Genomic DNA, 22,096 nt, shown 5'->3' with positions numbered 1-22,096 from the left:
CCCTCCTAATCCACAACCCAAAATTAACCTGATTTTTAAAGTGTAAGCATGATTTTTATACCAACTCTTATTACTTAATGAATAAATATCGAAAAAATAGGCAGACAATCTCCAGGTAAGAGTATACACTCCCAAGACCTCCATTTTGGGTGTGCATGCCTAATATCCCGGGTCCGTTAATAACGAAATTAATATGAATCCCTATATACTTCTTTCCCCTGTAGAACCGGAAGCTGTGACCTTCTTCCGATGGCCTTCAGGTTTAGCTGAAACTTTGTCGATAAAGGTGCTTACTTTTTTAGTTATTTCCGATTTCTCAACTTGCTTATTTCTCTCATCTCCATTTTTACATAAAGTCGGATGCTTTGTTTCAAAGTCTTTGGAGGCTCTCTCTAAATCTTTTATAGCATTAGTGATATCCTTATCTTTAATTCCGCAAATACCTAGAGTTGCAATCATCTTAAAGCCGTTTAGGATTTTATTTAACACATCACTAAAAGTACTTTTCCCCCCTTCTTGCTGTCTCAGATCAATCTTCTCCTGAATCTCAGCCAGTTTAAGCAACACCTCGGTCGGGGCATGGTATAATACTGCTTCGGGTAGAATTTGTTCACTTGCTTTCTTAGACTCTTTGCCTTGAGCAAAAGATAGTTTTTCAACTAACCTTGCAACAGTATTCGGGTTATCGGACATAACTAACTTGTAAAAATCGCTTTTTGTGCCAAGTAGAGAGTCCTTATCATATAAATCCTTATCTTCCGAGCTCTTTAAAAGCTTGCGTAATTCTGCTGCCGGAGAATTGTTACTTCTATTATCTCTTAATATTCCCTCTAAACTAATATCAGAGTGAAGAAATTCTAAAGTATCTTTGTATGAAAATTTATTTTTTTGTTTATATTTTAAAGCAGCATCTAAGCTTTCCGCCTTAGTTAATGGGTTATGCTTCTTTACTTTTAAAAACCTCTCCATTAAATTTTCACTTAATTTATTATTAAATAACAAATTAAGATGGGGATAGACTTTATAAAGCTCAGGAGATGACTGAAATAGCCATTGAAGTTCAATTTGACTAGATATTCTCCATTCCGTTGTATTCATTATATCCATCTTATCCATTAGATTTTCTGCTAATCTACTACCCGGCCCTTCTTCTTGCATGATTTTTTCTGCTAATATACTAACAGTAGCTTTAGGGTTTTCTATATTTATTTTATTAACAATTATTTGAGGTTTATATGATTCTATTCCTTTATTAAGCTCTTCTCTTATTGTTTTTTTGTTATCTTCCGTCATTTTATCTTCTATATTATTGTCTTTCCTAAACCCCTCTATAACTTCTTCTATAATAATATTTATTATTTTATCTTTAAGCTCAAATAAGGAAGAATTGTTTATAAAAAAAACTCCTAAATCATTATCTTGTTTTAAATAACCATCAATAGCTTCACTTATGGTCTCTTCATCATATTCTACCCTGAAGTTTAATTTTTCTCTTATATTATCAAAGTGCTTATTTAACCTATATTTATAGCTACTTATAAATTTAGGATTTTGTCCCCCTAAAAGATCATCAAGTCTGGCGCTTAAATTATTCTCTTTCATATATTCCCCTATTGATATTATATAAATTTATAATATTAGAAAATAGTTAATAGCCGGTTAATGCAGAAATATATAAGAAGAAAAAAGCAAAAAATTATAAATAATCTAAAATTTGTGTCAGATTATTAATTATGGCCGTAGGCTTTAATTCATTTAGTCCGGGAAGCAATTTCTCGTTTAAGTGTTTATAAGCTAATACATCCATTTTAGCTGCTTTTGCAGCTCTCACTCCGACAATGCTATCCTCAATTACTAAGCATTCCTTCGGAGAAAATCCCATTCTTTCCGCTGAATATAAAAATAGATCCGCCGCCGGTTTCGGGTGTTTAACTAATTCGTAGGTAAATATTGTTTCTTCGGTAAAATGATTATAAAGTCCCGTGCTTTTTAAAGAGTGCACTACAGTAGAGCGATTGCCGTTTGAGGCTACGCATTTGGAAAAATTGTTTAATTTTATAAGTAGGTCGCCTGCATTCGGCATAGGTTTAATTTCAGTTTCAATTAGTTTTTTTGATATTTCCCCTGCCCTAGCTACAAACTCACTCTGATCGAACTCATCTCCTACTTCTTCCCGCAATATATCCAAAATATCCTTAAGGCTGACTCCGACAAATTTCTCCAAGCAATATTCCGGGGTGTATTGCTTATAACCCATATAGTTTAAAACGCCTGCACAAGCTCTGTTTAAAAGTGTTTCAGTATCAACTAATGTTCCGTCGCAATCAAAAATTATTAATTTATAGTTATTCATCAATCAACTCCTTAGGTAAAAACCCGTCATTTTGCATTTCCCAAAGCTTATAGTATTCACCGCGTTTTTTGAATAATTCTTCATGGCTTCCGTCTTCAACTATATCACCCTTTTTAAATACTATTATTCTATCTACGTCGGTAAGCGTTGAAAACCTATGCGCGATAATAATAGTAGTCCTATTATGCGTAACTTGCATTAAACTGCTTTGAATCTGTTTCTCCGTTATAGAATCAAGTGCAGATGTAGCTTCATCTAATATAATAATCGGAGCATTTTTTAACATAGCTCTGGCAATTGAAATTCTTTGTCTTTGTCCACCCGAAAGCTTTGATCCCCTTTCTCCTGCAATCGTATCATACCCTTGCGGCAAACTCATGATAAATTCATGACAATTGGCAATCTTTGCCGCTCTATATACTTGTTCGTCACTTGCGGTTATATCGCCGTACCTGATGTTTTCTTTTAACGAGCGGTGGAAAAGCATCGGTTCCTGTGGAATCATAGCAATTTGCCTGCGCAAGCTTTCCTGGGTCACATTTCTAATATCCTGCCCGTCAATTAATATCTCACCGCCTTCTAACTCATAATGCCTTAAAATCAAGTGAGCAAAAGTAGTTTTCCCTGAACCTGAAACACCGACCAATCCTACTCTTTGCCCGGGCAAAATTGTAACTGATTTATTTTCAAATAAGTTTTCATTATGATGATATTTAAAAGTAACATTATTAAATTTAATTTCTCCTCTGTCTACTTTAAGCTCCTCTGCATTCGGTAGGTCTTTTATTTCCACCGGCGAGTTAATAATGCTAAGCGCTTGCCTTGCTATTCCCACTTCTCTAAAAAAATCAGGCAGCATTATTCCTGCCATCCATGTAATAGAAGTGATCTGAAAGGTAGTATTTAAAATGAATATAAACTCCGCAATATCAATAATTCCTTTTCTGTAAGAGTATACTTCATACCAAATCATGAGCACACCCGTAATCAAAAAGCATATCAGCGCAAGTATCAAGCGCATTTTCTCGATATGCCATAATGTTTCGGCATACTTTTTGCGCTCATCTTCCTGAAATTCTAAAGTATATTGATATTCATATGTATTTCGTGAGAAAAGGCGTACGTTAAGGTTATTTGTAATGGTATCCACAATTCTGCCGAGTAACCTACTTCTACTTTCCGAATGAATCGTTGAGTAACTGGTACATTTCCTTAGGAAAAAGTAGCAGCTTATTATATGGATAATAACCCATCCTCCCAGGATTAGTGCAAATATCGGGGAAATAAAACTAAAAAATATAATAGATATTATAAGAGCGACGAAGGTAGGGATAAATGTAGTGATGGCCATATCCACGATAGCCCCGCAGCTTCTCGGCATATCAGCTACTTTATTTGCTATGGTTCCGGTAAAATTATTTATAAAGAAAGAATAGGAATGGCTATTGACGTAATCATACATAAACATTCTTATTGCGGCCTCAAAACGAGGATAAACTTTAGTTTTAAATATACCGTTTATCCAAAAAGCTATATCGAGTGAAAACCATAATATTAAACCCAAAATAATAACATGCGAGATCACAGGCCATATTTCTTCTCTGGGACCTTGAAACCCTTCAATCGTTTCGATTATTACTTTAATGACATAAGGCCAGAGGGTAGCATCTAAAGCCAAAGCAAGCGCAAATATTTGCGTAAAAATGAAGCCCCCTTTTTGCTTTTTAACAAAATGCCAAATAAAATTCTTAACTGACTTTACAGCGTGTTGCATACCTTAAAGCTAAAAAGGTTAATGCGGCATAATAACATAACAAATTAATAAAAGTCAACTTTGCATGGAGATAAAAACGGAATCTACAGATAAAAATTGTATTTCAGCTAATTATATTGCAACAAATGAATTTTTTGATTCTTTAAGAAAAGGAACTAACAAGTTTAAAAACTGTACACCTTAATAAATACATCTTTAATAGTTTTTAATGTAATTTACTATTTTTATTTATTATGATAAAAAGCTTTTCATACGGAAAACTTACAATAGAAAAAATATGAATTTAGAAAAAATTAAAGTAGGTAATCACCCACCCGATGATATTCATGTTGTTATCGAAGTTCCGATGAACTCTGATCCCGTTAAATATGAATATGACAAAGAAGTTGGTGCTATATTTGTAGATAGATTCATGCCGACCAGTATGTTTTATCCATGTAATTACGGGTTTATTCCTAATACTCTTTCTGGTGACGGTGATCCTGCCGATGTATTGGTGATTTCCAGCTATCCCGTAGTTCCGGGATCCGTTATTAATGCAAAACCGATCGGTGTATTAATTACCGAAGATGAAAAAGGCAAAGATGAAAAAATATTGGCCGTTCCTTCGCCGAAAGTTGATCTTGCTTATGCTAATATCAACTCATATAAAGATTTACCTGAAATCATCATTCAAAAAATTTCTCATTTTTTTGAGAATTATAAAAGCTTAGAAAAGGGTAAGTGGGTTAAAGTAACCGGTTGGGAAGATGTAGATATTGCAAAAAAAATAATAAATGAAGCAATCAAGCGCTTCCATGAAACCGAAGAATAAATTATTACCAAATTATTATAATATAGAACCGATGAGTAATTCAGAGAATTTTATTGTAACAACATTTTACAAATTCGTTGAGTTAGAGGATCTAACTGAACTTAAGTTACAACTCCTCAAGTTTTGCAATGAAGTAAAAATTAAAGGAACCATTCTTATCGCAAAAGAAGGTATAAATGCTACCTTAACCGGAAGCAAAGACTCTATAATTGCCTTTTATTCATTTATTAAAAGCTATAACTGTTTTTCTGACTTAAGCTTTAAAGAAAGTATCAGTAACTTCACACCGTTTAAAAAAATGAAGGTAAAAATCAAACCTGAGATCGTCACCTTTAAAGCGGAGATCGATATAAATAAAAGAGGAGAATATTTAAGCCCTGAGGAATGGGATAAGTTTTTAGAGAAGGATGATATAATAATTATTGATACCCGCAATGATTATGAAGTTGCACTTGGCACTTTTAAAAATGCAACCGATCCCAAAACCAAAGCTTTTACTGAATTGCCGAAATGGGTGAAAGAAAACTTGACTGAGGAAGATAAAGAGAAAACAATATTAATGTTTTGTACAGGTGGAGTAAGATGTGAAAAATCCACCGCATATATGAAACAAAACGGATTTGATAAAGTGTATCATTTAGAGGGCGGGATATTAAAATATTTGGAAAGTACAAAAAATGCAAATAACAACTGGATAGGCAGTTGTTTTATTTTTGATGACAGATCAGCGCTTTCTCATGATTTAACTGCATTAGGAAGTCTAAGAAATGCTTAGTCATTTTAAAGAGTGGTTTATTATAATTTTTATCATCGGTATAAATTCGCTGTTTGTATTAGCTGAAATTGCAATAATTACCTCGCGTAGAACCAAACTGAAAAAATATGCCGACGACGGAAGTTTAGGAGCTAATAAAGCACTGCGTTTAAAAGATCAGCCGGAAGCTTTTCTTTCTACCGTACAGATAGGAATTACTTTACTTAGTATTATAATCGGTTTTTACAGCGGAAGCGAACTGAGCGGGGATCTGGCAGATAAGCTTAAACAATATCCTATTATCAGCACTTATGCAGGTGTAATAGCCAACCTGTTAGTCGTTGTCGTTATAACTTATCTTACAGTGCTCGGGGAGATTATTCCTAAAAGAATAGCAATGCTTTATCCTGAAAAGCTGGCAACTTATGTCTCTTATCTTATGTTGCTGTTCATGAAAGTGTTTTACCCGTTTATATTTTTGCTGAGCGGTTCTACAAAGTTTGCTTTAAAATTACTTAAAATAAAAGATAAAACTTCTGAGATAACTCATGAAGAAATAAAAATGTTCGTAACTCAGGCTGAGAATGAAGGAACAGTGGATAAAACCGAGATGGATATGATAAAACGCCTGATTCACCTAAGCGATATAAAAGTCGGCACTATTATGACTCCAAGAAAGAAAATGATTTGCTTGGATTTAAATGATTCAGAAGAGATTAATTTAGAAAAACTATCTAAACATCCGTTTAACTATTTCCCCGTTATCAACGGATGCCTTGAAAATTTTATCGGCTTAGTTTCAGTAAAAGACTTATTTAATACCCAAATTACCGGCAGTATGCTTGATTTAAAATCCAGATCTATTGATGTTCTCTATATCCCTGAAGTCGCCACACTGACAAAGCTACTTGAATTGTTTAAAGAACATCAGTCAAGAGTGGCGATGGTTTTGGATGAATACGGAGAAATTGAAGGGATTGTTACCTTAAATGATATCTTGAAAACTTTTGTCGGAGATCTAGTAACTCAAGACAGAGGCCAAACTCCATCAATTATCAAGAAGAAAGACGGCTCGTTAAATGTAAACGGAAATGTACCGATAGAAGAAATTATGGAGCTACTCCAGCTTTCCTCTCTTCCCGGAGATAAGGAAGAAGATTATAGAACGATTTCCAGTTTCATTTTAAAGCAATTAAACCGCATGCCTGAAATCGGCGATTCATTTGAAGCCGGTGGCTATATTTATAAAGTTACTAAAATGGATAAATTTAGGATAGATAGGGTTTCAATCAGGCCGATACATATCAATAAGTAATCGCTTGTCGCTTCACCCCTCTTTACTCTTAGGATTGTTTAATAAACGGAAGGAAGTTAAATTACCAATCTTTTCTATATATCAATTACCCCTTAATTGTATTGACTATTTTTAACCCGGCATCTGCCTAATTTAATTTTTAGCAAACTCATAAAATAATTCTTTTTCTAATTTATTCCGCTATACATTTATATAAACAGTTTATTTTTCTCTTTATATTAGCTTTAAATATAGCTATAGTTCAGAATAAAATATATAAATTGTGCTATGGTTGCTTTATCCCCTATAAATCGTCATAAAACACACCAGGTTATGGTCGGAGGCGTGGCAATAGGCGGTAATGCCCCTCTAGTCGTGCAATCGATGACCAACACCGATACAAGCAATGCGGAATCCACCACTAAACAAATTATTGAACTATTTGAAGCAGGCTCAGAGATAGTTCGTATCACGGTCAATAATGAATCTGCAGCGAAAGCAGTCCCGAAAATTAAAAATAATTTAGTAAAGCAAGGCTATAATGTGCCCTTGGTCGGCTGTTTCCATTATAACGGCCATAAGCTTTTAACTGATGTACCGGAATGCGCAGCTGCGCTTGATAAATATAGGATTAACCCGGGGAATGTAGGGTTTGGCGAAAAACGCGATAAGCAATTTGATGTTATGGTCGAATGCGCTATAAAATATAATAAGCCGGTTAGGATAGGGGTTAACTGGGGAAGCTTAGATCAGGATTTAGCTACTAAATTAATGAATGAGAACGCTACTTCCAATTCACCGAAATCCGCAGAGGAAATAATGCGCGAGGCATTGGTAGTTTCCACATTAAAAAGTGCTGGCCGTGCTGAAGAGTTAGGTCTTCCCGCTAATAAAATAATCATTTCAACTAAGGTCAGTCGAATCCAGGACTTAATCGCAGTTTACCTAGAACTAGCTAAGCGATCTAATTATTGTTTACATTTAGGCTTAACTGAAGCAGGTATGGGCAGTAAAGGTATAGTTGCTACCGCAAGCGCTCTTGGAATATTGCTTTATCAAGGCATCGGAGATACAATCAGAGCTTCCTTAACTCCAGGGGTGGGTGAGTCTCGAACTCAGGAAGTGGTAGTATGCCAAGAGGTTTTACAGACACTGGGACTTAGATCATTTCTACCGATGGTTAGCGCCTGCCCGGGTTGCGGCAGAACCACCAGCACATTTTTCCAGGAATTAGCCGGTAAGATTCAGGACTTTATTCGTAATCAAATAAAAGAATGGAAGAAAGTTTATCCTGGTGTTGAAAATATGAACGTCGCGGTAATGGGCTGCATTGTAAACGGCCCCGGAGAAAGTAAACATGCCGATATCGGGATAAGTCTTCCCGGTTCTGGCGAAGAGCCGATTGCCCCGGTTTTCATTGACGGGAAGAAAGCTCATACCTTAAGGGGAACAAAAATTGCCGAAGAATTCCAAACAATACTAACTGAATATGTGGTAAAAAAATATGCAAAACCTTAATAAAATTATATACTCGGTTTTAATACTTTTTAGTTTAATCTTTCAAATAAGCTTATGTAGTGCTGAAATACCTAGCCTTGAAAGTAAGGTAGGTAAAACAATTGATACTTATCCTTTTTTAAGGAACAAAGAAAAAAAGAAAGTAGAAAGACTATGGAAAAAGCTTAACAGCAGCGGCTATGTTGCAATTGAGGGTAAAGATTCTGAGCTACGTCAATTAGCTGTTACTTTTCAGGAAATTATGGAATCAAGTATAGCTGAATCCTTAGAAAACGGCGCTGCTTTATCAGTAGTTGGAATAATACACACTCCTACCCCGCCTACGCCGCTTAGAGTAAAAGATTTATCAAGTATAGAAAACTTCATCCCTGAACATAATCGAGGTGATTCACAAGTTATAAAAACACTTGGTAACCGCCATATGATTTTACTTAAATTGCTTAAATTAAAAGGAACTTTAATAGCTGCCTATTCTAAAGATATCTCCACCTCTAAAATTCCGGGATATAACAACTTCCTGAACTTAACTAAAAGTTATACCAACTTAATTGATAAGCCGATCAAACACCTTACCCCCGACTTAAGCGGTGCAACTTATCTGGTCAAAGACAACAGCGGTAATATCACAGTATTCTCCCTTCACTCTACTCAAATTAACAAACAATTAGTAGGTGAGCAAAAATGGAAGCTTTGGTTCGGGGATATAAAGAATAAAAAGATAGCTAAACGCATGGTTAAAATTGATAGCTTTTTAAAAGCTGAAGATGTGGATATTTACCAATATCTTAACTAGGAAAATAAGTTCTATTGTCGATTATTTAAACTAAGGGTTTATATGTAATAAGATTATTACTATATAAACCTATTATTTTCTAATTACATGTAAAAACTGTTGAAGTTTTGTGCTCGAAGAGTAATATCGCAAATTATTAACTATAATTTCGGGTTCATTATGAAAAAGTTTATCTCAACATTTTGCGGCATAGCCTTCACTTTTTCCTCTATACAAGCGGAAGCAACTTCAGAAGGAAAACTTGACCCGGAGAATATTATAGTTATGGAATTAAAAGACGGCACGGTTGAAATCGAACTGTTTCCAAATAAAGCTCCAGAGCACGTAAAAAGGATTAAGGAGCTGACCAGAGAAGGCTTTTACAACGGTGTAGTCTTTCACAGAGTAATTAAAAATTTTATGGCACAAACCGGAGACCCGACCGGCACTGGGATGGGAGGAAGCCCAAAACCTGATTTAAAAGCGGAATTTAACGATATTCACCATGCAAGAGGAATAGTTTCTATGGCAAGAAGCATGAATCCTAATTCTGCAAACAGCCAGTTTTTTATCGTACTTGCAACCGCTTCTCACCTGGATAAACAATATACCGCCTTCGGCAAAGTGATAAGTGGCATGGAGTTTGTTGATAAAATTAAAAAAGGCAGCGAAGATGATAACGGGCAAGTCACCAACCCTGATAAAATTATTAGCATGAAAATATTAGCAGATATCGAAAAGAAAAAATAAATAACCGAAGGAAAGTAAATGTCCTCATTACCGGAAAAGTATAATTCACAAGAAGTAGAAAAAAAATGGCAGGAAACTTGGGATAAAACCCAAGTTTATGCTTATAACAATGAAGAAGGAAGAGAAAGCACATTTTCAATAGATACCCCTCCTCCTACAGTTTCCGGCTTGTTACATATGGGGCATATATTTAGCTATACTCAAACTGATTTCATAGCTCGCTATCAACGAATGAAGGGAATGAACGTATTCTACCCGATGGGATTTGATGATAACGGACTGCCGACTGAAAGGCTTGTGGAGAAAGTTAAAGGTGTGCGTGCAGGAAAGATGCCGCGTGCCGACTTTATTAAAATTTGTGAAGAAGTAGTCGAAGAATCCGAACAGGAGTTTAGAGCCTTATTTAAAGAAATAGCTTTAAGCGTTGATTGGACACAGGAATACCAAACTATCAGTAAGCATTCCCGCAAAATTTCCCAAATGTCTTTCATCGATCTGTTTAATAAAGATTTAGCTTACCGCAAATTTTCTCCCACATTTTGGGATCCGGTTGACAGAACCGCAATTGCCCAAGCGGAAATTGAAGATAAAGAACGTAAAGGTTATATGAATGATATAGCTTTCTCTACTGCAAATGGAGAAGAAGTGATTATTGCAACTACCAGGCCTGAGCTTATTCCTGCTTGTGTTGCCGTGTTTTATAATCCCCTTGATGGAAGGTATGCACACCTTGCAGGGAAGAAAGCCATTACACCTATATTTAATCATGAAGTTTCTATAATTGCCGATGAAAGTGTAAATCCTGAGAAAGGTACCGGACTAGTAATGTGCTGTACTTTTGGGGATATTCAAGATATAGAATGGTGGAAAAAACATAATCTTACAACCAAGGAGTGTATTAGCCTTGACGGAAAAATGGTTAACTCCGGAAAATATGACGGTTTAAAAGTTGAAGAAACTAAAAAGCAAATCATAGAAGATTTAAAGACCCTCGGGCTACTTAGAAAGCAGGAAGAAGTAACTCAATTTGTTAAGTGCGCGGAAAGATCAGGTGCTCCGCTTGAAATTATTCCTACCCATCAATGGTATGTTACCCTTTTATCTCATAAGGATGCTTTAATTGAAAAAGGCAGAGCATGTAATTGGTACCCGGATTATATGAGAGTAAGGCTTGAAAATTGGATTAACGGCTTAAACCAGGATTGGTGTATTTCAAGGCAACGTTTTTTCGGGGTTCCATTCCCGGCTTGGTATTCCAAACGTAGTGGAGAAGAAGGAAAAATATTGCTTGCCGATATTGATCAGCTCCCGGTCGATCCGCTTACCGATTTACCGAAAGGGTATACGAGGAAAGAAGTTGAGCCTGATTATGATGTTATGGATACTTGGGCAACCAGTTCAATCAGCCCACAGCTTAACACTTCGGCAATAACCCGGAGCTTAGCTATCGATTATGATAGGCATCAGAAATTATATCCGTTTGATTTAAGACCGCAAGCCCATGAAATCATCAGAACCTGGGGGTTTTATACGATCGTGAAATCTCTGTTCCATGAAGACTCTATTCCATGGAAAAATTTAATGATTAGCGGCTGGTGCTTAGCTCGCGATAAAACAAAGATGAGTAAATCCAAAGGCAACGTAGTTACCCCTAAGGAACTAATTATTGAAAAAGGATCTGATGTGGTGCGTTATTGGGCATCTACTTCTAAGCTCGGTGTTGATACCGCTTACTCGGAGGAATTGTTTAAAATCGGCAGAAAATTAGTTAATAAGCTTTGGAATGCTTCTAAATTTGCCGGTTTTCATTTTGCTAAGCTTGACGGTAATCAGCCGACTTTCCCGCAAGAAGATATTAATAACGGTAAAATATTTGAGTCACTTGATTTATGGATATTATCTGAGCTCCATAAAACGATTGAAGGTGCAACCGCTGAATTTGATAAGTTTGAATACTCGGATGCTCGAGTGATAATAGAAGATTTCTTCTGGAATGCTTTTTGCGATAATTACTTAGAATTGGTTAAAGCCAGAGCTTATGATGAAACCAAGCTCAACCCTAAAGGTCAAATGAGCGCAGTATATACAATATACCATTGTTTAAAGCACATCCTGATATTGTTTGCTCCGCTATTACCTCATATTACCGAAGAGATTAATCACCATATTTTCAGCGGTAAATCTTTACACAAACGCGGTAGTTGGCCAAAGCTTGAAAACCATTATTTTAAAGAAAAATTATACGCACAAGGAGCTGTCGCATTACAAGTGTTAGAGCTGGTTAGAAAATTTAAATCCGAGCGGAACTTATCGCTTCGAGTGCCGCTTAAACTTGTTGAATGGAGCGGGGCAGATTTAGATAGCTCCGTATTAAATGACTTAAGGTTGGCTGCCAATGCTTCTGAATTTAAATATAACCGTGCCTTAAATAATTCTAGCTTATCTTCACTTGACGGTAAATATTCAATTTATGCGGAGATAGAACAACATGATGATGAAAGGATCTGACTCTAATCTTCCTGAATACAGTGTTTCGGAAGTTGCTCATGCAATAAAGGTTACACTGGAAGAAACCTTTTCTTATATCAGAATTAGGGGTGAAATCTCAGGACTTAAAGTTGCCTCATCAGGTCATATATATTTTAGTTTAAAAGATAACAATGCCGTACTTAATGCAGTTTGTTGGAAGAAGCTAGCGAATCAACTCCCATTTCAAATTGAAGATGGGGTTGAGGTAATATGCACCGGTTCCATCTCCTCTTTTCCGGGGAGGTCTTATTATCAGTTAATCGTTGAAAAAGTTGAAGTAGCGGGAATTGGCGCATTACTTGCCATGCTTGAAAAAAGAAAGCAAAAATTGGAAGCTGAAGGTTTATTTGCACCTAATCGAAAAAAACCGATTCCTTATTTGCCGAGAACTATCGGGGTTATTACCTCCCCTACCGGAGCTGTAATCAGAGATATTTTACATAGGATATCCGACCGCTTTCCGGTTCACATCTTGCTTTGGGGAGTGTTGGTACAAGGAAATGAAGCTGCCGAACAGATTGCCGGTGCTATAAATGGCTTTAATAACCTTCCATACTCTATACCTAAACCTGATATTTTAATTGTTGCAAGAGGGGGCGGTTCAATTGAAGATTTATGGGCTTTCAATGAAGAAATAGTAATTAGAGCAACAGCTGATTCTAAAATCCCGATCATTTCAGCAGTAGGCCATGAAACGGATACCACACTTATAGATTTTGCTTCCGACAAAAGAGCCCCTACCCCGACTGCTGCTGCAGAAATTGCAGTTCCAGTACTATCCGAGTTAAAATATACTTTAGAAACCTTAAAACGAAGACTTGATTCAACCCTGCCGAATTTAATTAAACATAATGAACTCAAACTAAATAATCTCTCAACTGCCTTGGGTTTTTTTCTTTCCAAAATAATCTCACTGGAAGGGAAATTAGAAAATATTGAGTTTAAACTCTCTAATCTGATGACTAATTTATTACAACGGCTTAATTCAAAACTTCAAATACACGGCATGCTGCTTGATAGCTTTCATTATCAGAAAGTTTTAAAGCGCGGATTTGCGCTAATCAGGGATAATAAAGGAAAAGTAATAAAAAGTATTACCCAAATTAAGCTGAATAGCGTAATAAAAATAGAGCTGCATGACGGCACCCAAGAGGCATTAGCTTTAAACATTTCCGGCAAAAGCCATAGTATAAAAAATCCCTCGGAGCAGAACAAGCAACAATCTTTATTTGACAACAATTAACTTTGCATCTTAACATAAATTTAATGTTACTAATTATTTGGTATAAAATTTGCTTACTCTTTTGTATATAAGAAAAATTAAATACTATGGATAATTCGACTTATTTTATGCTATCTAAACAAGTTGCAGCATTTAATAAAATAAATGTTACAGCTGATAATGTTGCAAATTCAAATACCACCGGATTCAAAAAAGAGCACATGGTCTTTGATAAATACTTAACTCAAGATACGAGAGAAAAGGTAGCTTTTCCGAATGACATTGCAACTACCCTTGACCTTAAAGACGGCGGATTAGTTCCAACTAATAGGCCTTTAGACGTGGCATTGGTAGGAAGTGGTTTCTTTGTAGTTAATACTAAGAACGGTATTCAATACACCAGAAACGGTAACTTTTTTATTAATGCGGAAAATACCTTGGTAAACGATAAAGGAAGCCCGATACTCACTGCCGACAACCAGGAAATCGGATTTGAAGAAGGTGACCCTTCACCTGTTATACTTCAGGACGGAACTATAACGGTAAACGGAGAAGCAAGGGGAGTGATCGGAGTGGTAGAGTTTACAAACCCGCGTCTGGTCAGGAAAAATGGAGAAGGGTTATTTACTTCGGAGGCAGCTCCGGAAGCTAAGGAAGATGCAAGAATCGTACAAGGTATGCTTGAAGGTTCGAACGTTAATGCAATTGAAGAAATGGTAAAATTAGCTGAGGTGCAAAAAGATGCAACCGTTACATCAAACTTAATTAATGATTTATATAATATGCAACGTAGTACTTACAAGGTATATTCAAAAATAGGGGAATAAAACAGGGGACTAAAATAGGGGGAGGATAACTTATTATGTCGTTAAGAGCATTAAATATAGCTGCGACCGGTATGGTGGCAAACGAGCGCAAGATTGATAATATTTCACATAACGTAGCTAACTCGGAAACAAAAGGATATAAAAGGTCGGATGTCATTTTCAATGATTTATTATATCAAACTGAAACCAGGATGGGGTCTTTATCCGCTGCTGACGGAAGCATAATCCCCACAGGTATACAATTCGGTCTAGGAACGGCCGTGGGAGCAACATATAAAGTTTTCTCACAAGGAGAATTAATCCCAACACCTAATACTCCGCTCAACCTTGCACTTGACGGTAACGGGTTTTTTCTGGTCAACTTACCTGACGGCAATACCGGCTATACAAGAGCCGGTGAGTTAATGCGGAGTCCTGATGGAGTGATTGTTAACCCTTTAGGATATGAAATATCACCGGGCATCACTATCCCGCAGGACGCCCTCAATGTAACAATAACCCGAGACGGCAGAGTACAGGCAACCATAGCCGGCCAGCCTGACCCTCAGGATTTGGGGCAACTTGATTTGGCAATATTTCAAAACCCTTCGGGATTAGAGGCAATTGGGGATAGTATATACAAAGAAACTACCGCTTCCGGTGCTCCTATCTTAGGCTTTGCTCTTGATGAGGGATTCGGAAGTATCAAACAACATTTTGTTGAAAGTTCTAACGTAAATTCAATCACCGAAATTATGAACCTAATTAAGGCACAAAGGAATTATGAAATGAACTCGAAAGTTATGCAGACGGCAGAGCAGATGGCAAAAGAAGCAATTGATTCTAAATCGTAAGTAATATGAAATATATCCCTCACCTATTTTTTATTATTATTTTTCACTACTGCTTTGCTTTTGCTCATACCATCACTGAAATTAAAGAGATGGTTGAGGAAGAACTGGAACGTGAAAAATTTATTGACCATATTATAGTTAGGCTAAATGCTGGCAGTAACCTAAAGAACGCGAAAGATATCGAGCTACTGGCTACTGAATATGCACTTAACTCTAATAAAGTTAAATTATTAGTTACTTCTAACGGTCACGAATATTCACTCGAAGGCATCAGTACGGAAGCAATAATTATCCCTACCCTCACCCGCAAGGTTAATAAAGGAGAATTACTTAATGAGGATATGTTCGGAGAAATAAAATATCCGAAAGATAAGCTTTCAGGGCTTATAATCCAAGATACAAAGGAAATTATAGGTAAATCAGCTAAAAAAACCTTACAACCGAACAAACCTATAAGGCCAAGCGAGCTTATGTCGCCGACTATAATTAATAAAGGACAAAAGGTTACCTTGCAATTTAATAAAACTGCTCTCATAATCGAAACATTGGGAGTAGCCTTAGAGGCCGGCGGCTTAGATGATATTATCAAGTTTAAAAATATTGATAGCGGCAAGTTAGTTATCGGAAGGATAAAAAATGCTCAAGTAGTTGAGGTTGGGGGACAAATATAAATTATGAATATTAAGCAAATTATCTTACTTCTTTCTTTATCTTCTTTAACAGCCTGTGATATTATGGCGAACCGACTTGCTAATGTAGGACGCCCTCCCGAATTTAATAAGGTTAATACTTATAATGACTATATTCAACAGGAACAATACCTTAAAGCTAAAACGGCTCAATCGGAGCAGCAATCATCAATAGAACCCCCGGCTCAAGGGAAAGCTGCCAATTCTTTATGGAAACCCGGCTCAAGAGCCTTTTTCCGTGATCTGCGCGCAAGAGCAATCGGAGATATCTTAAAAGTGAATATTACTATTCAAGATAAAGCAAAACTCGATAATAAAACTACAAAAACCAGATCAGGCTCTACAAGTGCAGGTATGCCAAGCTTATTCGGCTTTGAAAACAAAGTTAAAAACATTTTACCTGATGCGGTAAATCCTTCTAAATTATTAAATGTTACCTCAAACGACAACAATACCGGCGAAGGCAAAGTTGATAGGCAGGAAACCATTAATACAACAGTTGCCGCAACAGTAATAAAAATACTTCCGAATAATAATTTATATATTAAGGGATCCCAAGAAGTGAGGGTTAATTTTGAGGTAAGGGAAGTAACTATAGAAGGTATAGTAAGGCCTGAAGATATCAGCTCTGAAAATGCAGTTACCTTAGATCAGATTGCAGAAGCCAGAGTATCTTACGGTGGGCGTGGGCAATTATCGGAATATCAGCAGGAAAGATTAGGCAGGCAAATATTAGATATTGTTGCACCGTTTTAGGAGATAAACACCTTAAGGAAACAAGCTTTTTAAAGCCTGTGCAATCACCTAAAATCTCCGCAAAAAATTTACAAATGAAAGCTTATTACTTTTTTTATTAATAAGTTTAGTATGAATAAAAATAACCTTAATAAAACATTTAGTTGAAATATACTCTAAGGTATCATTAAAATAATTTTTTGTTATAATCCTGAAATAAAATAATAAGGGCTGCTGATTGTCTTACGCGATTGATCAAGTAAAAGCAAGGATAAATCTATCTTCCGTAGTATCCAAAAAGGTTGCGCTCAAGCGTAAAACTACCGGAGAATATCTCGGTTTATGCCCTTTTCATCCGGAAAAAAGCCCCTCATTTAATGTGAGTGATAACAAAGGATTTTATCACTGCTTCGGTTGCGGTGCACATGGCGATGTTTTTTCGTATTTGATGGAAACCGAATATCTTAAATTCCCCGAAGCTTTGGAAAAATTAGCCCAAGAAGCAGGCATTGAGCTGCCGAAACATACCGAAGTGCAAAAAAAGCAGCAGGATATTAGAGATATTTTAATAGAAATTCATGAAGCAGCAGCAAATTACTATACACAAAAACTATTTAGCCCGGAAGGGAAACAAGCTTTAAATTACCTTAAAAAAAGAGGCCTGAAAAATGAAATTATTGCAGAATATAGACTAGGATTTACTCCCCACAACCATAGTGAGTTGCATGATATATTAAAGCAAAAATTTAATGAAACTCAGATAGCTGCTTCTAAAGTATTATTAAAAGGCGATTACGGGGTTTATAATCCATTAAAAAATCGTGTTATTTTCCCGATTTTTAATAAGAGCGGTAAAACTGTTGCTTTCGGAGGAAGGTTAATAGAAAAAGGAGAGCCTAAATATTTAAATTCTCCGGAAACATTAATATTTAAAAAAAGTGAAACCTTATACGGCTTAAACTTTGCCAAAAAAGAAGCACTTAAAACCAAGCAAATAATAGTAGTTGAAGGATATATGGATGTCATAGCCCTGGCAAATAATGAAATTTACAATTCAGTGGCTCCACTTGGAACAAGTATATCTTCAGAGCATATAAAATCTTTATGGAAAATTGTTGATATACCTACCCTCTGTCTTGATGCGGATAACGCGGGAAGAACTGCAACCTCCAGGCTTGCTTCCGAAATTCTCCCTTTTATTAAAGCGGATAAAACATTAAATTTTGCCTCTCTCACGGGGGGGAAAGATCCCGATGAAGTAATTGTTAATAAAGGTAGAGAATTTTTTAAATCAATAATAAATCACCCTACCCCTTTATCAGAGTTGTTGTTTACGTCACTTTTAAAAATGCATACCGTAAAAACCCCAGAAAATGTTACAACTTTAAGGAAAAACCTGGAATTACTAGCTAAAAAAATTATTGATAAAGACCTGCAAAAATCTTATAGTTCATACTTTAAAAGCAAAGTATATGAGATACTTTCAAATAAGAAAAAACCCAATATTAATAAAGAATTTTTAAATTCAAAGCACAACATACAATCAATACTGAGCGAACAGGAAAACAATATTTTAACTATTCTGGCAACAGTTATTAACCACCCTGAAATTATTTCTGATGATGAAATATATTATGAACTGCATGACATTGAAATAAGGTCTAATTTTCTTGACAAAATCCGTGAATATATATTAAATTTAAAAGGTTATATCAATTACGAAAACGAGCCTTGTCGGAAAACTTTGCGGCAAACTTTGGAAGAGCAATTTAATTTTAAGTTAAATGATAATATGTTTGACACGTTCGCGAAAAGCGAGGCAAGTAGTGAAGAAGCTAAAGAGGGAATAATAAGAATTTTCAAATTAAACAATTTGATTATAATTCAAGAACAAATAAAAACCACAAGTCAATTACTGATGGAAAGACAAGATGAAGAAACTTATAACAAGTTAAGCTATTTGAAACAAATTGAGGAAATCCTAAAAACAGAACTTAACATTTTAAATTAACGAGAACAAAATGAGCAAGGCTACTTCTAAGAACCAAAAGACGGCAACAAAAGAGGATAACAAGATATTCAAGGAGTCTAAAAAACTTTCTTCGGCTGAAAAGTCCTCAATTAATAATATGGATTCAGTTGAGGTGAAGACCCAAACTGCTAAATCACCTGCAAATAAAGCAGCTAATGAGGATTCTTCCTTTGAAAAATTGATAAAAAAAGGCAAAGAGACCGGAAGCGTAACATTTGATCAGCTTAACAGTGTTATCAGTGATACCGATATTGAAAAAATTGAAGATACTATTTCCTTTTTCGATGATGCGGGAATTACTCTATCAGAGAAATCTTCTGATGATGAAGAGCTGGTTTTCGACCTTCCTATATCCGAAGAAGAACCTGCGGAAGAAGAAGAGGAACAGGAGACTTTAAGAAGTGATGATCCGGTTAGAATGTATCTCAAAGAGATGGGGCATGTTGAGCTGTTATCCAGAGAAGGTGAAGTTGAGATAGCTAAAAAGATTGAAGACGGTCGTTATAAAATGATCACTTATCTTTGTCAAACACCTGTAGCTTTGAGAGCATTTATTGATTGGTATGATGCATTATCTAATGAGGCTATTTTATTACGTGAAATAATTGATCTTGATGCAATGTACTCTAAAGAATTTGGTAAAGATGAATTTTCTGAAGCTAAGCTTGCTGAAGATGACTTTGCAGGCTTTAAGGAAGAAGAAGACGAAGATGAGGATGAAACTGAAGAAGAAACTGAAGAATCGGAAGATGAAGATTTAGACGAAGAAGAAGGCGATGAGAAAAAAACTGAAGCTCCGGATGATTATGATAGTGAAGAGAATTTATCCATTTTAAGTATGGAAATAGAACTTAGACCGAAAATGATTGATGTTTTCGGAAAAGCTGCTCAACTATCAGGACAAATTTTAAACATTCAACAGGATAAGCTTGCTGCTGCACTTGAAAACAAACCATTCAGCGCGGCACTTAATAAAAAATATGAAACTTTAAATCAGGAACTTAGTACCTTAATGCAGGATATGCGCTTTAATGAAACTCAAATTGATAGGATTTTAGACAAGTTATACAGCATAAATAAGAAACTTATCGGTATTGAATCTCAAATTTTAAGGCTAGCTGAAAATAACAAAATTAACCGTAACACTTTCTTAACTAAATATACGGGAAATGAGCTTGAGCCGATGCTGCTGGACAAATTGGAAGGCTTAAAAGATAAAGGATTTAAAGATTTTATTCAAAAAGAAAGAGAGCAGATTAATTACTTACGCGGTAATGTAATCGAAATAGCCAAAGAAGTGGGCTTGGATATTTCTACCTTTAAACAGCTGGTTTCCGAAGTGCAAAGGGGTGAACGCGTTGCAAGCAAAGCTAAGAAGGAAATGATCGAGGCAAACTTAAGGCTAGTAATCTCAATTGCTAAGAAATATGCTAATCGTGGATTACAGTTTCTTGATCTTATTCAGGAAGGAAATATCGGTCTTATGAAGGCGGTAGATAAGTTTGAATACAGAAGAGGTTATAAGTTTTCTACCTACGCTACGTGGTGGATTAGGCAGGCAATTACGAGATCTATCGCCGACCAGGCACGAACTATTCGTATCCCTGTGCATATGATAGAAACAATCAACAAGATCCTTAGAACTTCAAGACAAATTGTTCATGATATGGGAAGAGAACCTACTCCTGAGGAAATTGCAATGAAACTTGCAATGCCGGTTGAGAAAGTAAGAAAAGTTCTTAAAATTGCTAAAGAGCCGATGAGTTTAGAAAACCCTGTGGGCGATGATGAAGGCAGTATGCTTGGTGATTTTATCGAAGATAAAAATGCTATCCAACCGCTTGATGCAGCGATACTTACCAATTTAAGAGAAGTTACTACTCGGGTGCTCTCTAGCCTTACCCCTAGGGAAGAAAGAGTGCTTAGAATGAGATTCGGTATTGGAATGAATACTGACCACACTCTTGAGGAGGTCGGCAAACAGTTTAGAGTAACTCGGGAAAGGATTAGGCAAATTGAAGCTAAAGCTTTAAGAAAACTAAGGCATCCAAGTAGAGCTAAAAAGTTAAAAGGCTTTTCAAGCAATACTCAGTAAAATTATAATAATTTCCAGATATAGCGCGCCATAATAATGTACCTTATGACGCGCTTTTTATATTTTATCAGATTAAAAGCAATTTATTTAAATTGATAAATAAGCTATACAATGGGTTTAGCACTTCAATTAAAGTCTTGAGTGCTATCCATATAATAAAGATTATTAATTACATCCAGTTGCAGAGTGGGTTCAAACTGCTCATCAGAAGAATAAGGGAAGTTAACTACAGCTGCTTTGTTTAGCATCTCCTGCTGATTTATATTATCATTTCTCATAAACATAGCACTCAAGATTATAGCAGATGTTGGAAATGCCTCATAAGCTTCCTTCTGTTGCATAGTATAAGCTGAAAATAAAATTAATGCCGCTTTAAAGTATTCAGAACTGATTATATTTGAAAGGGCATTATTAGAAAGATAGCTTGTATATGTTGAAACGCCTTCCTCATTGGAAGGTACATCCCAAGATGGGTTATTAATATTTTCTTCTTTTATTGTTAAATTAATATTATTATCTATAGCTGTTTTTAGCAAATTATCATTAATATCTACATTTATATCTTCTAAGTTATCTTCATCATTTTCATCAATGATGTTTTGTATATTTTCAGACACTACGGAAGATATAACACCAACAACCGGCATAAACATCTTTAACGAACCGACAGCATAATTATCAAAGTTCAATTTAGCTAAGGTCACGAATGTAGCTTTAAAAATAGGGCTTTTAATTATCGGTTTTGAGATTGATATAAATTTTTCTGACCCGCATACTAATACATCTGATAAATCATTGTAAAGTTTTATTATATCAATACTTGAAGGTTGACTCCACCAATCATTAAATGCCTGATGAGCATTGTTATAAAGTTTAGCTATATCAATACTTGAAGGTTGACTCCACCAATCATTAAATGCCTGATGAGCATCGTTATAAAGTTTGGCTATATCAATACTTGAAGGTTGACTCCACCAATCATTAAAACTTGTTTGTATCATTTCAAACGTATAAGCAGCAGCATCTATAGCTGAAATACCTGCTTCAACTAACTTCTCAGCTGACCATATAGAAAAAGGCTTAACTATATTTTCAAATGTATAAG

17 protein-coding genes and 1 pseudogene are annotated in these 22,096 nt (G+C 35.7%); 14 read left to right on the top strand and 4 right to left on the bottom strand.

What is annotated here, in order from left to right; translation table 11 throughout:
* Nucleotides 1-201 precede the first annotated feature (201 nt).
* From NF27_RS09480 to NF27_RS09470, 3 genes are all read right to left on the bottom strand, one after another.
* Entirely contained in the window at nucleotides 202-1,602 is a 1,401-nt protein-coding gene (locus NF27_RS09480) for a hypothetical protein (RefSeq protein WP_039458856.1), read from the bottom strand.
* 94 nt (nucleotides 1,603-1,696) lie between these two features.
* Nucleotides 1,697-2,353 carry an HAD family hydrolase gene (locus NF27_RS09475; protein ID WP_039458853.1) on the bottom strand — a complete coding sequence of 219 codons (657 nt, stop codon included), beginning with the start codon at nucleotides 2,351-2,353 and terminating at the stop codon, nucleotides 1,697-1,699.
* Complete coding sequence (locus NF27_RS09470) at nucleotides 2,346-4,127, bottom strand: ABC transporter ATP-binding protein (protein ID WP_039458849.1); 1,782 nt, start codon at nucleotides 4,125-4,127, stop codon at nucleotides 2,346-2,348. The genes NF27_RS09475 and NF27_RS09470 overlap by 8 nt, the downstream gene beginning before the upstream one ends.
* 277 nt (nucleotides 4,128-4,404) lie before the next feature.
* Here NF27_RS09470 and ppa point away from each other — a divergent pair, with 277 nt between their 5' ends.
* The 14 genes and pseudogenes from ppa to rpoD all read left to right on the top strand — a co-directional run bounded on the left by ppa (nucleotide 4,405) and on the right by rpoD (nucleotide 20,991).
* On the top strand, nucleotides 4,405-4,941 hold the full coding sequence (gene ppa / locus NF27_RS09465) for an inorganic diphosphatase (protein ID WP_039458847.1): 537 nt from the start codon (nucleotides 4,405-4,407) through the stop codon (nucleotides 4,939-4,941).
* Entirely contained in the window at nucleotides 4,904-5,716 is an 813-nt protein-coding gene (gene trhO / locus NF27_RS09460; RefSeq protein ID WP_084212934.1) for an oxygen-dependent tRNA uridine(34) hydroxylase TrhO, read from the top strand. Before ppa ends, trhO begins: the two co-directional genes overlap by 38 nt.
* Nucleotides 5,709-7,010 carry a hemolysin family protein gene (locus NF27_RS09455; RefSeq protein WP_039458844.1) on the top strand — a complete coding sequence of 434 codons (1,302 nt, stop codon included), beginning with the start codon at nucleotides 5,709-5,711 and terminating at the stop codon, nucleotides 7,008-7,010. The genes trhO and NF27_RS09455 overlap by 8 nt, the downstream gene beginning before the upstream one ends.
* A gap of 267 nt (nucleotides 7,011-7,277) precedes the next feature.
* Nucleotides 7,278-8,507, top strand: a complete 1,230-nt coding sequence (ispG, locus tag NF27_RS09450; RefSeq protein ID WP_039458840.1) for a flavodoxin-dependent (E)-4-hydroxy-3-methylbut-2-enyl-diphosphate synthase — start codon at nucleotides 7,278-7,280, stop codon at nucleotides 8,505-8,507.
* Nucleotides 8,494-9,300 (top strand): calponin homology domain-containing protein, encoded by an 807-nt coding sequence (locus tag NF27_RS09445; protein ID WP_039458838.1) that lies wholly within the window; start codon nucleotides 8,494-8,496, stop codon nucleotides 9,298-9,300. Before ispG ends, NF27_RS09445 begins: the two co-directional genes overlap by 14 nt.
* A 159-nt stretch (nucleotides 9,301-9,459) precedes the next feature.
* Nucleotides 9,460-10,029, top strand: a complete 570-nt coding sequence (locus NF27_RS09440) for a peptidylprolyl isomerase (RefSeq protein ID WP_039458835.1) — start codon at nucleotides 9,460-9,462, stop codon at nucleotides 10,027-10,029.
* An 18-nt stretch (nucleotides 10,030-10,047) separates the two neighbouring features.
* The gene (locus NF27_RS09435) at nucleotides 10,048-12,537 is read left to right on the top strand and encodes a valine--tRNA ligase (protein WP_068982025.1); all 2,490 of its coding nucleotides are present in this window, start codon (nucleotides 10,048-10,050) and stop codon (nucleotides 12,535-12,537) included.
* A pseudogene (gene xseA / locus NF27_RS09430) lies at nucleotides 12,524-13,717 on the top strand (exodeoxyribonuclease VII large subunit); the annotation flags it as partial. The gene NF27_RS09435 and the pseudogene xseA, both read left to right, overlap by 14 nt.
* Nucleotides 13,718-13,887: 170 nt before the next feature.
* Complete coding sequence (locus tag NF27_RS11445; protein WP_053332750.1) at nucleotides 13,888-14,607, top strand: flagellar hook-basal body complex protein; 720 nt, start codon at nucleotides 13,888-13,890, stop codon at nucleotides 14,605-14,607.
* Between the two features lie 35 nt (nucleotides 14,608-14,642).
* The gene (gene flgG / locus NF27_RS09420) at nucleotides 14,643-15,440 is read left to right on the top strand and encodes a flagellar basal-body rod protein FlgG (protein ID WP_039458832.1); all 798 of its coding nucleotides are present in this window, start codon (nucleotides 14,643-14,645) and stop codon (nucleotides 15,438-15,440) included.
* A gap of 5 nt (nucleotides 15,441-15,445) precedes the next feature.
* The gene (flgA, locus tag NF27_RS09415; RefSeq protein WP_039458831.1) at nucleotides 15,446-16,111 is read left to right on the top strand and encodes a flagellar basal body P-ring formation chaperone FlgA; all 666 of its coding nucleotides are present in this window, start codon (nucleotides 15,446-15,448) and stop codon (nucleotides 16,109-16,111) included.
* A gap of 3 nt (nucleotides 16,112-16,114) precedes the next feature.
* Nucleotides 16,115-16,885 carry a flagellar basal body L-ring protein FlgH gene (gene flgH / locus NF27_RS09410; RefSeq protein WP_039458828.1) on the top strand — a complete coding sequence of 257 codons (771 nt, stop codon included), beginning with the start codon at nucleotides 16,115-16,117 and terminating at the stop codon, nucleotides 16,883-16,885.
* Nucleotides 16,886-17,102: 217 nt separating this feature from the next.
* Entirely contained in the window at nucleotides 17,103-18,875 is a 1,773-nt protein-coding gene (gene dnaG, locus NF27_RS11440) for a DNA primase (RefSeq protein WP_053332749.1), read from the top strand.
* A 10-nt stretch (nucleotides 18,876-18,885) separates the two neighbouring features.
* Nucleotides 18,886-20,991: an RNA polymerase sigma factor RpoD gene (gene rpoD, locus NF27_RS09400; protein WP_084212932.1), complete on the top strand. Its 2,106-nt coding sequence runs from the start codon at nucleotides 18,886-18,888 to the stop codon at nucleotides 20,989-20,991.
* A 125-nt stretch (nucleotides 20,992-21,116) separates the two neighbouring features.
* Here the strand turns inward: rpoD and NF27_RS12625 are convergent.
* Nucleotides 21,117-22,096, bottom strand: a 980-nt coding sequence (locus NF27_RS12625) for a hypothetical protein (RefSeq protein ID WP_039458825.1), incomplete at its 5' end; no start/stop codon positions are given.

It is taken from the genome of Candidatus Jidaibacter acanthamoeba (assembly GCF_000815465.1).
GTDB lineage: Bacteria > Pseudomonadota > Alphaproteobacteria > Rickettsiales > Midichloriaceae > Jidaibacter > Jidaibacter acanthamoebae.
Note: the sequence above shows the minus strand (reverse complement) of the source record. Positions and strands in the feature narration are given on the sequence as shown.